Genomic DNA, 13,365 nt, shown 5'->3' with positions numbered 1-13,365 from the left:
GGTGGGTGTGGGGGTCGCGGGGGGGGGGTTTGTGGGCCCCGGGGGGGGGGGGGGGCGGCGGCCGGGGGGGGGGGGGGGGGGGGGGGGGGGGGGGGGGGGGGGGGGGGGGGGGGGGGGGGGGGGGGGGGGGGGGGGGGGGGGGGGGGGGGGGGGGGGGGTGGGCGTTGTGGGCCGGTCCGGGACGGGCGGGGGCGGGGGCGGCGGGGGTGGGGTGGGGGGTGGGGGCGGCGGTGGGGTGGTGGGGGGTGCCGGGCGGGGGACGCACTCGGAGGCGTCGGCGGAGTCCGCCGGGGGGAGGACGAGGGTTTCGGTGGGGCTGCCGCCGGGGGTCAGGGGGAGGCGGTAGACGCGGGAGCGGCCGTTGGTGCGGTTGGAGACCGGGTAGAGGGCGCCGTCGGGGGCGAGGACCACCGAGCCGTAGGAGGTGCTGACCGGGAGGGGGTTCTGGCCTGTCTGGGTGACCGAGCCGGTGGCCGGGTCGATTCGGACCGCGCGGCCCTGGCCGGGGAACAGCACCGGGGTGGACACGCCGTAGAGGCGGCCGTCGGCCGGGCGGTGTGCGAGGTCGTCGACGGTGATGCCGGACAGGGACAGGTGGACCCGGGCGTCGACCACGGCGTCGCTGAGGCGGATGGAGAGCAGGGTGGTGCCCGCGATGACGTGGAAGTGGCCGTTGGCGACCGCGCCGCCCCGGATGCCGAAGCCGCCGTGGGCGGTGTCGCGCAGGGGGGTGGTCGAGAGGACCTTGCCCGTGGTGTCCATGGTGATCAGGCGGGAGGTGGGGTGGAAGCCCTCGTCGGTGAGGGCGTAGATGCGGCCGTTCGCGTAGCCGAGGGCGGCGGCCCGGAACTCGAGGGTGCGCACCCGGGTGGCCGTGCCCGCGGCCAGGTCGATCGAGCTGAGGGTCGACAGGCCGTGGCCGCTGCTGGTGACCCGGAAGAAGGTGCAGTCGGCCGGGGCGGGTGGGCCCGCGGTCAGCAGGACCGGGTCCGGGTCGGCGGTGAGCAGCGCCGTGCCCGCCAGCACCGTGGACACGGCGATGGCGGACAGGACGGCCTGGGGGCGCCTCATCGCAAGCGGGCCAGTACGGCTTCGAAGGCCGCCGGTTCCACCTTCGCCGCGCCCGCGAACGGGTTCTGCAGTTGGTAGGTGGCGAACAGCAGCAGGGACAGCAGACCGGCCAGGATGCCGACGATGATGATGTGGACCAGCGGTTGCGGTCCGCCGAACAGCAGGGCCAGCGAGATCGTCATGACGCTGCCGAGCACCAGGGCGAACCACACCACGTCGGTGACGCCGTCGCCGCCCGCGGTGTTGAGCCGCTGCTGGCGGGCCTCGTAGGCCTCCCAGAGCTTGTCCGAGGCGAGGTTCTTCTGGTCGTTCTGGAAGTCGTCGTTCGCCTGGGCCTCGCGGATCGTGGTGCGCAGCTCGTCCAGCAGCGCCCAGCCCTTGTCGCCGACCTCGCCGTTGCCGGTGGCCATCATCGGCCACTCGACGTCGGCGACCTCCTGGGCGTACCGGGCGGCCAGGTCGCGGACCTCGGTCCGGGTGGGTTCGGGCAGGGCGTCGGCGGCCCAGGACGCGGCGACGACGCTGTCGGCCTCGCGGTAGGAGCCGTCCTCGGCGGCGGTGGTGCCGTCGAACAGCGAGATCAGCACGAACGCCAGCAGGACCGCGTGCAGCCCGCCGACGATGGTGAACACCTGCCCGGCGGACTCGTTGTTCTCGACCGTGCCCTCGGTCTCGCCGACGTGGCGCAGGAAGTAGGCGATCGCGGCGGCGACCGCCGCGGCGCCCAGGACCCAGAGCAGCCCCTGGAAGTAGGTGTTCATGCGTGTTCCCTTTCCCGGCCCGCCGCCCGGGGGCGGCCGTCGGCCGGTGGAGGCAGAGGTGCCTGCCGTTCTCGGAGGAGCTGTCCCGCCGCGCGGCGGGCCGGTGTCGCCGGTCGCGCGCCGGGCCGGGGTGCGCTGCGGGGGAGCCGGGGCGCGCCGGGTCGGGCACCGGCACGGGAAGGCGCGTCCCGTCCGGGGGTGGGGTGTCCGCTCCGCCCGCGACCGGGGCGCCGGGTGTCCGGGGCCCCGGGCTGACCGGGATCGCGGTTCGCCTCGCCGGGGAGCAGGAGGACCCTACCGCCCCCGGTGATCCTGGCCCCGCCGGTGTCCCGCGCGCGAGCCGCCAACCGGGTGTCGGGACCGGGCGCGGTCCGCCGCCGGGTCCCCTGGGGCACAGGCGGAGGATCTTCACGTCGACGCGTCCGCCCCCCGGGCCGCGGCGCGGACCGACCACCCGCGGGCGGCGCCGGGCGGGGCCGGTCGACCGCGTGCGGGAGCGGCAGCGGGACCACGTCGTCCAAGTGCCCGATCTCCTGTTCCTCGCAGTCGCCGTCAGCACCGGCGGGGTGTCGCGGGTGCTCTGTCGGACGCGGCGCGCGGCGCGCGCGGGTGCGAGCGTTCCAACTCTGGCCGAGGGAGGGGGCACCTGGCGAGGTGTTCGTGATCGAAGTACTCGATCGGGTTACCCGCGACCGTGGACCGGTCACGGTCGCGACCCCGGGGAGCGGGGTCGGCGCGACCGGTCGCGGGGGTGGTCGAGCGGCAACCGACCGTCCACTCCGGACTTGCCGTCCGGCGCCCCGCCACCGCCGCGCGGCCCGGTCCCCCGGGCGCGGAAGCCGCGCCCGGGGAGGGTGACCGAACTCATGGCGCCCCCTGCGCGCCGGACGCGGCGCACACCTGGCAGCATGCGCCCTCGCGGGCCGGAACGCGCTCAGACCCTCGTGACGACCGCGCGGGGACCCGGACGCGGCGGGTCACCGGGAAGACCCGTTGGGCCATTCGCACGTGTCGAACACCCATTCGGCCCAGCAGGGCTGCGCCGAAGCGACCAACGACGCCAGGCGCGTCCGCCACAGTGGGTCCACAGTGGATTCCACACCCGTGGGCGGGGTCGCTGGACTGCGGATATGGTCGTCCGGTCGTCGAGTCGGAGCAGAGGAGTTGACATGGCTGAGCTGCTGCTGGGGCCGCTGCTGCGGCACGTGGACGACCGGTCGGCCACGGTGTGGGTGGAGACCGACGCCGCGTGCTCGGTCGACGTCGGGGGCCGGGAGGTCCCCACCTTCCGGGTCGCGGGCCGCCACTACGCGCTGGTCGTGCTCACCGACCTGGAACCGGCGACGTCGCTGGAGTACCAGGTGCGCCTGGACGGGGAGGTCCGCTGGCCGCTGCCCGACTCCGACCTGCCGCCCAGCCGCATCCGCACGCTGCCCGTCGGCGGCGACAAGGACTTCCTGATGCTGTTCGGGTCCTGCCGCAAGCCCGAGAGCGAGGACCCGGCGGAGAACAAGAAGTGGGGCACCGACGCGCTCGCCGCCTACGCGGTGCGGATGAGCACCCAGGACGAGCGGGACTGGCCGGACTCCATGGTCATGCTCGGTGACCAGGTGTACGCCGACGAGACCAGCAAGGCGACCCAGGAGTGGATCTCCACCCGGCGCTCGCTGGACGAGCCGCCCGGGGTGGAGGTGGCGAACTTCGAGGAGTACGTCCGGCTCTACCACGAGTCCTGGTCGACCCCGCTGATCCGCTGGCTGCTGTCCACCGTCCCCACCTCGATGGTCTTCGACGACCACGACGTGCGCGACGACTGGAACACCTCCCAGGACTGGCGCGACGCCATCGAGGCCACCTCCTGGTGGGCCGAGCGCGAGCAGGGCGCGCTGGTCACGTACTGGATCTACCAGCACATCGGCAACCTGTCGCCGGACGAGCTGGCCGAGGACAAGACCTTCGCCGCGGTGCTGGCCGAGGGCCGCTCCGGCGACGCCGAGGGCGTGCTGCGCGCGTTCGCCGAGGTCGCCGCCCAGGAGGTCAACGGGCGCAAGGGCACCCGCTGGAGCTACCGCCGCGACTTCGGCAACGTGCGGCTGCTGGTCATCGACACCCGCTCCGGGCGCATCCTCAAGGACGGGCACCGCTCCATGGTCGGCGACGGCGAGTTCGAGTGGATCGAGGAGAACGCCGACGGCGACTACGACCACCTGCTCATCGGCTCCTCGCTGCCGTGGCTGATGCCGCACGTGGTCAGCCACGCCCAGTCGATGAACGAGGTCGCCGCCCGGCGCACCGACTGGCGCGGGCGGCTGGCGGAGAAGCTGCGCCAGGGCGCCGACCTGGAGCACTGGCCGTCCTTCCGCGGCTCCTACGACCGGCTGACCCGGCTCATCCGCCGCATCGCCGAGGGCAGCGCGGCGTCGGTCTGCGTGCTCTCCGGCGACGTGCACCACGTCTACGCCGCCGAGGCCACCTTCGACCGGGAGGTCAACGCCAGGGTGTGGCAACTGACCTGCTCGCCGCTGCACAACAGCATCGAGGGGTACATGCGGCCGCTGTTCAAGCTGGCCTGGTGGCGGCCGCTGGCCAACGGGCTGCGCCGGTGGATGTACCGCTCCGAGGAGATCGAGCCGCTGCCGGTGGACTGGACGAAGGCGGCGGGCCCCTACTTCGGCAACGCGGTGGCCACCCTGCGGGTGCGCGGGCGCCGCGCGGACATGGTCATCGAGCAGGCGGGCACCGGCGCGGACGGCCCGTACCTGCGGCCACGGGCGCCCATCGCCCTCGTCGACTGACGGGGCTTCTAGACTCGGGTGCGTGGAATACCAGCTCACCGCCGACGTCGCCCCCGCCCCGGACCTCCCCGGTCTCGACCCGCTGCAGCAGCACGGCGTCGCCGCCCTGCTCGACGAGCAGCTCGACCTGCTCGCCGGGATCGAGGGGCCGGACGGGCTGGAGGTGGAACCGCTCGACCACCGGGTCGCCGTGCACCCGCACGGGGCGGTCATCACCTGGCTGCTGGACGCCCCCGCGCTGGCCTTCGCCGAGGAGGCGGCCCGGCACGTGCTGACCGAGCTGCTGGCCCAGACCGACCTGCTGGAGGGCTGGTCGGTGGGCCGGTGCGAGGTCATCGCCACCGACGACGACCTGGCGGCCGCGCTCGGCGACGTCGAGGTCGCCGAGGACTCCGACGACGAGGACGGGGAGCTGTCGGAGGAGGAGGTCGCCGCGCTGCGCGACGAGCTGGAGGCGTCCTCGGCGCAGCTTCGCGCGGTGGGCCCGGAGGCGTTCGGTCACGTCGCCGACGACCCGTCCTGCGCGGTGTCGGCGCAGGCGGCCCGGCTGGTCGCCGGGGCCATGGTGCAGGGCATGGAGGTCCTCACCGACGAGCTGTTCGCCGACGTGCAGGAGCTGGAGGACGCGGAGACCTCGGCCAGCGAGGTGGAGGCGCTCAGCGTGCTCGACCAGCTCCCGCAGCGCTACGCCGACCACTACGGCGCCCTGTTCGCCAAGCAGTTCCTGGTGATCACCGCGATCCTGGGCCACCGGCTGACCCAGCCGGGCTGGACCGCGCCGCTGTGCACGGCCGAGGCGCTGGCGCTGCACGTGCTCAAGACCGAGGCGGCGGTGCAGCTCGAGCTGGCCGGGCTGATCGACGAGCTGCCGATGAAGGAGATCATGGCCGCGTTCGACGAGCACGTGCTCGGCGGCGTGGAGCACGAGCGCCTCTACGACCAGGGCGAGGGCGCGGACGCCGACGAGGACGACATCGACCTGCTCGGCACCCCCGGCCTGGACTTCGACGAGTGGTTCCTGCCGCGCGGCGGGGACGCCCCGGTGCACCCGTACCTCGCGGTGGAAACCGCCGCCGGGGTGACAGCGGAGTGACCTGAGCTACGCATCCCACGCTGCGGAACACCGTTGACCAGGCATTAGTCCCCTGGTCGACTGTCCGACGTGCCCCCTACCGTGATCAACGGCAAGCGATGTCCGAGCTGAGCGACCCCGTTCGCCCGCTCCCGCCACACCCGCTTCCCGACTCACACCACTAGGGGTTCAACCATGGTTGCCGCACTCTCCGACCACCGGTCCAGCGCCACCCGCCCGACCCGGCTCACCCTGACCGTGCACCTCACCGCCGCCGCCGCGGCGGTGCCCGCGCTGGCCGGGGAACTGGCCGACGCCCTGCACGCGCTCGGCAGGCACGACGGGGTGACCGCCGCGGTCACCGTCGACGAGACGCCCCCGCTGGGGGTGGTGGTGCCGCTGCCGCGGGCCGTCCGGGCCCCGCTGCGGGTGCTGACCGGTTCGCGCCGGGTGCTCTGGCACGGGCACGAGGTGGAACTGACCAGGTTGGAATTCGACCTGCTGGCCTACCTGGCCGGGCACCCGAACCGGGTGCACCGCAGGCAGGCGCTGATGAGCGCGGTGTGGGGCACTTCCTACGTCAGCGAGCGCACCGTGGACGTGCACATCCGCAGGCTGCGCAGCAAGATCGACCCCACGGTGCCGCTGGTGCGCACCGTGCGCGGCGTCGGCTACCAGTTCGGCGACCGCGACCTGGTCTCCCTGGAGCCCTGACCGTCCACAGCGGACAACCCGCCCCCGGAGCACACCGGGGTGCGGCAAATGGCCCAACGTGGCCCCATCTCCGTTTCAGGTTCGGCACGGGTGGTACGTCACCGAACAACGAGGAGGAATTCCTTGCACTGAAAGGAGAACCCCATGTCGACAGGCGCGATCATCGGCATTGTCGTCGCGGCCGTCGTCATCATCGCGCTGGTGGCAGTGGTCGCCAGGATGCAGTCCCGGCGCAAGCACCTGCGCGAGCGGTTCGGCCCCGAGTACGACCGGACGGTCGCCGAGCACCCCCGCAAGGACGCCGAGCGCGAGCTGCTGGAGCGGGAGAAGGAACACGCCAAGCTGGACATCCGGCCGCTGGAGCCGCAGGCGCGCGACCGCTACGCCGCGCAGTGGCGGGGCGTGCAGGAGCAGTTCGTCGACCGCCCCGCCCCCGCGGTGCAGGAGGCCGACCGGCTGGTCACCGTCGTGATGGCCGAGCGCGGCTACCCGACCGACGGTTCGCACGAGGACCGCGTGCGCAGGCTGTCCGTCGAGCACGCGTCCACCATGGAGCACTACCGCGCGGCGCACCGGGTGCGCGGCAAGGAGAACGCCTCCACCGAGGAGCTGCGCGAGGCGATGGTGCACTACCGCGACCTGTTCACCGACCTCCTGGGCGGCGACGGGCACCGCGGCGGCAACGACGGACACGCGGTGGACGGCGACGCGCCGCACCGCCCGACCGCCAAGCGCTGAGCACCGCTCCCCCCGATCCCCCGAACCGGAGACACCACCATGCGCAACAGCACCACTTCCGACGACCATCGACTGCACACCGAGGACCTGGTGTCCGACTCCAGCCCGGCGAAGTCCACTGTGGACCCCAGGACCGACGGTCCGCACACCGCCGACCGGTCGACCGGTGGGCACCACGACGACCAGGACGCGACCCACCACCGCGACGCGGACCAGAACCCGGACCGCACCGCTGACGGCGACCGCGGCGAGCACCACAGCGGGTTCGCCACCGCCGACGTCACCGACCCGCGGGACACCGACCGCCAGTCCGGCCAGTCCGACCGGGGCAACTGGGACGGCGCGCCCACCTACGAAGCCCAGCCCCCGGTGGACCCGAACCGGTCGCCCGGCTACCCGGAGTCCACCGAGCAGCCCCAGGCGGAGCACGGGCAGCGCGAGCGCGGCACCCCCGCGGCGGGCGAGGCCGAGGAGCCCGGCGCGGAACTGTTCGCCGACGCCGAGGTGGAGCGCTTCCGGGGCGAGTGGTCGAAGGTCCAGGCGAACTTCGTCGACGACCCGCGCGAGGCAGTCCGCGACGCCGACCACCTGGTGGCCGAGGTCATGCAGAACCTGGCCAAGACCTTCGCCGAGCACAAGCGCGGCCTGGAGGGCCAGTGGCAGGGCGGCGGCGACAGCGAGGCGCACACCGAGGACCTGCGCCAGGCCCTGCGCCGCTACCGCTCCTTCTTCAACCAGTTGCTGCACACCTGATCCACCGTCCCGGTCCCGGAAACCACCGGAGCCGGGACGCCGTGCGATCAGCCGAACCCCGCGCCGCCACCCCGGCGCGGGGTTCGGTGCGCGCGGGGCGCGAGAATGCGGCGGTGACCGCGTACACGATGTTCGACACGCCGCTGGGCTGGTGCGCGCTGGCCTGGAACGACCGCGGCCTGGTGGCCGTGGAGCTGCCCGGCGGCGACCGGGCGGGCACCGAGGCGCACCTGCGCGGGCGGATCGCCGACCCGGTGCCCACTGAACCCGGTGGGCCGGTGGCGGACGCGGTCCGCCGGATCGCCCGCCTGCTCGGGGGCGAGCGCGACGACCTGCGCGACATCCCGGTCGACCCGACCGGCATCCCCGAGTTCCACCGCCGCGCCTACGAGTTCATCCGCACCGTGCCGCCGGGCGAGACCACCACCTACGGCGAGGTCGCCAGGGCGGTCGGCGCTCCGGGGTCCGCGCAGGCGGTGGGGCAGGCCATGGGCGCCAACCCGTACCCGGTCGTCGTGCCGTGCCACCGGGTGCTGGGCGCGGGCGGCAAGGTCGGCGGGTTCTCCGCGGGCGCCGGTGCCGCCACCAAGCTGCGGATGCTGGGGATCGAGGGCGCCGCCCCGGGCGGTCAGCCCTCGCTGTTCGACTGACCGGGCGCCGCGTACTCCACCACACCGTCCGCGGTGGACGACTTGAGCGCGCCGCGGACGACGAGCACGTCCAGGTGCGCCGCGGTCTCCCCGACGGCCAGCACCTGGTTGAACAGGTCGAGGGTGTCGAAGGCGCGCTCGCGCCGGGTCCAGCCCAGGCGGCGGGCGGCCTCGAACGCGGTGCCCGCGCCGTCGCGGACGGCCTCGGCGGTGCGCGCCAGCCGCTGCTCGTGGTGCTCCAGCAGCTCGTCCACCCTGGCGTGCACGCTGGGGGCCACCGGGCCGTGCGCGGGCAGCAGCCGCATGTCGGGGTGGGTGCGCATCAGCCGCAGCGAGTCCAGGTAGTCGCCCAGCGGCAGCCGGGCCCGGGCGGGCTCGAAGCCGATCGACGGGGTGATGTGCGGCAGCACGTGGTCCCCGGCGAACAGCAGCCCGGCCGCCGCGTCGACGAACACGACGTGCCCGCGGGTGTGGCCGGGGGTCGGCACGGCGGTGAGGGTGCGGTCGCCGAGGACGATGTCCTGGGTCCCGGAGAGCCATTCGTCGGGCAGCTCGTAGCTGGGGCGGCCGGGGTCGCGCTGACCCAGCATCGCCCGCAGCTTCGACTGCAGGGCGGTCGCGCCCCAGGCGCGCAGGTCGCTCACCTGGCGCTCGGCCTCGCCCGCGAGGACCACGTCGAGGTTGGGCTGCTCACCGATGCCGAGGGCGATCCGGGTGCCGAACATCCGGCGCAGCTCCACGGCCATCGTGTAGTGGTCGCGGTGCATGTGGGTGACCAGGAACCGCGACACCGAGCCGAAGTCGTGGTCGAGGGAGTTCAGCGCGGACTCCAGCAGGTCGCGCGCCTCCCGCAACCCCCAACCGGAGTCGATCAGCACCAGCCCGTCGGCGGTCTCGACGCTGTAGACGTTGACCGCGTGCAGGCCGTCACCGGGCAGCGGCAGCGGGATGCGGTGCACGCCCGGGGCCACCTCGAACGCCCCGGGTTCCGCCCACGGTCCCGAGCCTGCCGCCATCGTCGCCTCCGCTGGAGTTGGTTGCTCAGCGCAACCTACCAAGTCAGACGGCGATGGCGATCGCGGCGACCACGAACCCGCCCTCGGCCAGCCACCGGCCCTGGAACCCGCGCAGCACCTCCCCCTTGACCCGGGGGCCGTCGACGAGCAACTCGGCGGTGAAGGTGCCCGCCGGGTCGAACCGCAACCGCGCGTCGGAAAACCCCAGCCACTCCCTGGCCAACGGGAACCACGCCTTGTAGACGCTCTCCTTGGCCGCGAACAGCAGCTTGTCCCAGTGCACCCCGGGGTGCGCCGCGGCCAACTCGGCCAGGTGCACCCGCTCGTCGGCCAGGGTCACCGCGCTCTCCACGCCCTCGGGCAGCGGCACGTGCGGCTCGGCGTCGATGCCCACGGTGATGATCTCGCCCGCCTCGGCCAGCACCGCGGCCCGGTACCCGGCGCAGTGGGTCATGCTGCCCACCACCCCGTCCGGCCACCCCGGGGCACCGCGCTCACCGGGGACGATCGCCGCGGGCGGGCGGCCCAACCGGGCCAGCGCCTGCCGCGCGCAGTGCCGGACGGTGGTGAACTCGCGCCTGCGCTTGTCGACGGACTTCGCCACGCACGGCTCCTCCTCGGGCAGGAGCACGGCCTCCGGCGGGTCGTCGTACGCCTCCACCGCGACGACAGCGGCGGGCAGGATCTTCTCGATCATGGGGTCACCACGGGGAGCACCCTAGCCGGGGCACCCCCCGCGGCGGGAGGGGCGTGGTCCCGGATCACGTCCGTCCCACGCCCCCAGGACCCGTCCTCGAAGCCGCCCGGCCACCCACGAACCGCAGGCCCGGCCAAGCAGAGAACCGGGCGGGTGGATGCGCTTGGTCAGCCGACCACCCCGCAACCGCCGGCCCGGCCAAGCAGAGGCTCACGCGGGTGGATGTGCTTGGTCAGCCGACCGCCCCGAAAACCGCCGGCCCGGCTACGGCCCTGCCCGGGTGGGTGGATGTGTTTGGCCGGGGGTGGCGATCATGTGACAGCCTGCCTGGGCGGTGGGGCATCTTTTCAGCCCCACCTGACGCACTGGAACACATGATCGCCATAGGGGCCCCGGCCAAACACATCCACCCAGCCGGGCGCACCCACCAAAACCCCGCAATCAACAGCACGCGGCTCACCCGCGGCGGGCCACCACGTAGTTCATCGGCAGGTCGAGCGGGGTGCCGTCGGGCAGGCGGTCGGTGCCGTGCAGGGTCGTGGCGCCGCCGGTCACGATCTCCAGGCCCGCGCCGCCGAGCACGGCCTCCAGCTTCCCGTCCAGCCAGGCGGCGGGCGTCAGGTTGTGCTTGAACACCATGCGCATCTTCGGCACCGCGTCCGGCGCCTTCGCCACGGCGGACTGGATGGTCTGCCCGGCCGCCGGGGACAGCTCGACGGCGAACAGGTGACCGGTCTCGCCCAGCAGGACCGCCAGCGAGGCGGCGGCGTCGGGGCGGCGCTCGTCGGGCATCTGGTGCAGCACGCCGCGCAGGTAGACGTTCACGTCGCCCAGCTCGGCGTGCAGCGCCTCGGCGGCGGCGGTGTCGGCGAGGTCGAAGGTGCGGAACTCCACCGGGCTGTCGGCCTGCAACTGCCGGGCGTGCTCGATGGCGGCCGGGGCGAAGTCGAGCCCCAGCACGCGGGGGAACGCCTGGGCCAGGGCGGCGGACTGGGTGCCGTTGCCGCAGCCGATGTCGAGGACGGGCAGCCCCTCGGCGAAGTGCGGTCGGAACCAGGGCAGCTGCGCGGTCGCCGTCTCCTCGCCCGCGCTGTCCCACACGGCGCCGCCGCGCTCCTTGGGCAGTTCGGCCCAGAAGCCCTGCCAGTTGGAGTTCACCGTTTGGCTCATATTTCCTCCACCGAATACATCAGCTGAAGGTGTTGGTCTACGGCGCACAGTGGTCGATGACAAGTTTTTGATCACTTATTGGGCTGAGCGAGTGAATCTTGGTGACACTGAGATGACGCGAACGCAGCGAAGCCGTCACTCAGAGTCAACCGGTCTCGCCCAGCTCGACGGGGACGACGGTGTGGTCCGCGGTCTTCGGCTGCTCCCGGACCATGACCCCCTGCAGGATCATCCGCTCCTTGTTGGAGAACTTCGGGTGGCAGGTGGTCAGCGTGATCAGCTTCAACCGCTCGTCCTTGGCCAGCGTCGAGTCGACCTTGCCCGGCACCGGGGCCACGACCTCGCTCTGCTGCGGGGTCACGATCTGCCTGCCGGTCGCCTTCGCGTACTCGCCGCCGAGCGGCTCGACCTTCGACCCGCCGTCCTTGCCCGCGCACTTCGGGTCCGCCGCCTTGGACTGCGCCCAGGTCCGCGCGTCGGCGTCGGTGGGCAGCATCCGGTAGACGAACCAGCTCGTCTGCGTCTCCACCACGATGGCGTCACACGCCTGGAGCAGGTCGAGGTCGTTGAACGGCGCCCCCTTGCCCACCCGGTGCCCCGCCACGGCGAAGTTCCCCCGCTGCCCGGGCAGCGCGGAGTTCTTGTAGTGCCCCGGCCCGATCTCCAGGTCGGCGTCGGTGGTCCCCTCGACGACGGTGAACTTGTAGTCCTCGCCGAGCGCGGGGATGTAGAGCTTCGCCATCCCCTCCCCCTCGGCGAACTCGAAGCGCTGCTGCCGCTGCGGGTCGTCACCGGGGGCGTTCCACTGCTCGTCCAGGGCGGAGGTCACGTCGTCCTGCTTGCCCGCGGAGATCAGGTCGGTGATCCACACCTCGTAGACCACGAACAGCAGCACGACCACGCCGAGGGTGACCATGACCTCGCCCGCCGCCGTGATCGCCTTGGCGACCCGGCTCGCCTCGGGTGCGGGCTCGGTGTCCTCGTCCTCGTCGTAGTCGTCGTACTCGTCGTCGTAGTCGTCGTACTCGTCGTCGTAGTGGTCGTCCTCGCCGTGGTCGTCCTCGCCGTGGTCGTCCTCGCCGTGGTCGGCGTGGCCGTCACCTCGGTCGATCGGGTCGCCGTCGGTCTCCGGTCCGGGGACGAGAGCGGTGGGAGCGGGTGCGGCGGCGATGCGCTCGGTCGGCTTGTCGAGGTCCGGCCGGATTCGCGGGATGACCTCGGTGGCCGGGGCCAGCACCTCGGTCGGGGCGTCGACCGGTGCCCCCCGCCGCGGTGGGGCGACCCCACCGGGGACGAGGGTGCCCGGGTCGAGCAGGTCACCGTCGGGCCGGTTGATGTCGGTGGGCAGGTCGAACGCCTCGGGCTCGGCCCGCCTGCGCCTGCCACCGGGCCGGGCGGGCGGAGGCGGCGGGGCATCACCGTCGGGCCTGCGCCTGCGCCCCCCGGGGGTCGGCGGCACCGCCTCGGCATCCGGTCGCCGTTCGTCGGACGGGATCGGGTGCCCGTGGGTCGGCTGGGGTGCCCCATTCGGCACGGGGTGGCCGCCGGTGGGCAGGGCGCCTGCGCGCCGCCCGCCGTACTGGACCTCCGAGGACGCCGGGCGGCTCGCGATCGCGCCCGAGTGCCCCTCGGGACCACCGGAACGCTGCCCGCCCGCCCGTGCCTGCGAGGAACCAGGCCCCGCGGCAGAACGGTGTCCATCGGACCGCGCGGGTGCACCGGAGCGCTGCTCGCCCTCCCAGCCCTGCGGGGAATCAAGCCCTGCGGCCAGACGCGGCGGCACCGCATGATCATCGGGCCGAGCAGGCGCACCGGAACGCTGCCCACCCTCCCACGCCTGCGAGGAACCAGACCCTGGCACGGAATGGCCATTGGACCGCTCAGGTGCGCCGGCGCGCTGCCCGCTCTCCCAGCCTTGCGGGGAATCA

12 protein-coding genes are annotated in these 13,365 nt (G+C 73.6%); 6 read left to right on the top strand and 6 right to left on the bottom strand.

The annotated features are described in order from the left end of the window. Together DFQ13_RS34575 and DFQ13_RS29705 are read right to left on the bottom strand one after the other, a co-directional pair. Positions 1 to 1,071 (bottom strand): DUF4394 domain-containing protein (locus tag DFQ13_RS34575; RefSeq protein WP_219994698.1); only part of this gene is annotated, 1,071 nt, incomplete at its 3' end. Continuing rightward, positions 1,068 to 1,832: a bestrophin-like domain gene (locus tag DFQ13_RS29705; RefSeq protein WP_035288649.1), complete on the bottom strand. Its 765-nt coding sequence runs from the start codon at positions 1,830 to 1,832 to the stop codon at positions 1,068 to 1,070. The genes DFQ13_RS34575 and DFQ13_RS29705, both read right to left, overlap by 4 nt. Positions 1,833 to 3,001: 1,169 nt before the next feature. On the opposite strand from DFQ13_RS29705, the gene DFQ13_RS29700 reads away from it, so the two are divergent. From DFQ13_RS29700 to DFQ13_RS29675, 6 genes are all read left to right on the top strand, one after another. Then, on the top strand, positions 3,002 to 4,627 hold the full coding sequence (locus DFQ13_RS29700; protein ID WP_035288652.1) for an alkaline phosphatase D family protein: 1,626 nt from the start codon (positions 3,002 to 3,004) through the stop codon (positions 4,625 to 4,627). Positions 4,628 to 4,649: 22 nt separating this feature from the next. Continuing rightward, the gene (locus DFQ13_RS29695) at positions 4,650 to 5,720 is read left to right on the top strand and encodes a hypothetical protein (RefSeq protein ID WP_035288655.1); all 1,071 of its coding nucleotides are present in this window, start codon (positions 4,650 to 4,652) and stop codon (positions 5,718 to 5,720) included. Positions 5,721 to 5,894: 174 nt separating this feature from the next. Then, on the top strand, positions 5,895 to 6,413 hold the full coding sequence (locus DFQ13_RS29690; RefSeq protein ID WP_052021906.1) for a winged helix-turn-helix domain-containing protein: 519 nt from the start codon (positions 5,895 to 5,897) through the stop codon (positions 6,411 to 6,413). Positions 6,414 to 6,557: 144 nt separating this feature from the next. After that, positions 6,558 to 7,151 carry a hypothetical protein gene (locus DFQ13_RS29685; protein WP_052021907.1) on the top strand — a complete coding sequence of 198 codons (594 nt, stop codon included), beginning with the start codon at positions 6,558 to 6,560 and terminating at the stop codon, positions 7,149 to 7,151. Between the two features lie 39 nt (positions 7,152 to 7,190). Beyond that, positions 7,191 to 7,904, top strand: coding sequence for a hypothetical protein (locus tag DFQ13_RS34225; RefSeq protein WP_181400206.1), 714 nt, complete (start codon positions 7,191 to 7,193; stop codon positions 7,902 to 7,904). A gap of 113 nt (positions 7,905 to 8,017) precedes the next feature. Then, complete coding sequence (locus tag DFQ13_RS29675; protein WP_407643232.1) at positions 8,018 to 8,554, top strand: methylated-DNA--[protein]-cysteine S-methyltransferase; 537 nt, start codon at positions 8,018 to 8,020, stop codon at positions 8,552 to 8,554. On the opposite strand, the gene DFQ13_RS29670 is transcribed toward DFQ13_RS29675, so the two are convergent. The 4 genes from DFQ13_RS29670 to DFQ13_RS35355 all read right to left on the bottom strand — a co-directional run bounded on the left by DFQ13_RS29670 (position 8,533) and on the right by DFQ13_RS35355 (position 13,220). Next, positions 8,533 to 9,570, bottom strand: coding sequence for an MBL fold metallo-hydrolase (locus tag DFQ13_RS29670; RefSeq protein WP_110082153.1), 1,038 nt, complete (start codon positions 9,568 to 9,570; stop codon positions 8,533 to 8,535). The two genes, DFQ13_RS29675 and DFQ13_RS29670, sit on opposite strands and share 22 nt — an antisense overlap. 43 nt (positions 9,571 to 9,613) lie before the next feature. Further along, positions 9,614 to 10,267 (bottom strand): 4'-phosphopantetheinyl transferase family protein, encoded by a 654-nt coding sequence (locus DFQ13_RS29665; RefSeq protein ID WP_035288660.1) that lies wholly within the window; start codon positions 10,265 to 10,267, stop codon positions 9,614 to 9,616. A 456-nt stretch (positions 10,268 to 10,723) separates the two neighbouring features. After that, positions 10,724 to 11,437, bottom strand: a complete 714-nt coding sequence (locus tag DFQ13_RS29660; protein ID WP_110082152.1) for a class I SAM-dependent methyltransferase — start codon at positions 11,435 to 11,437, stop codon at positions 10,724 to 10,726. 145 nt (positions 11,438 to 11,582) lie between these two features. After that, positions 11,583 to 13,220 carry a class E sortase gene (locus tag DFQ13_RS35355; protein ID WP_233438635.1) on the bottom strand — a complete coding sequence of 546 codons (1,638 nt, stop codon included), beginning with the start codon at positions 13,218 to 13,220 and terminating at the stop codon, positions 11,583 to 11,585. Between the last annotated feature and the right edge of the window lie 145 nt (positions 13,221 to 13,365).

It is taken from the genome of Actinokineospora spheciospongiae, assembly GCF_003182415.1.
In the GTDB taxonomy this organism is placed as follows: domain Bacteria; phylum Actinomycetota; class Actinomycetes; order Mycobacteriales; family Pseudonocardiaceae; genus Actinokineospora; species Actinokineospora spheciospongiae.
The sequence above is the reverse complement of the archived record's forward strand: the minus strand, read 5'-3'. Positions and strand labels throughout refer to the sequence as shown.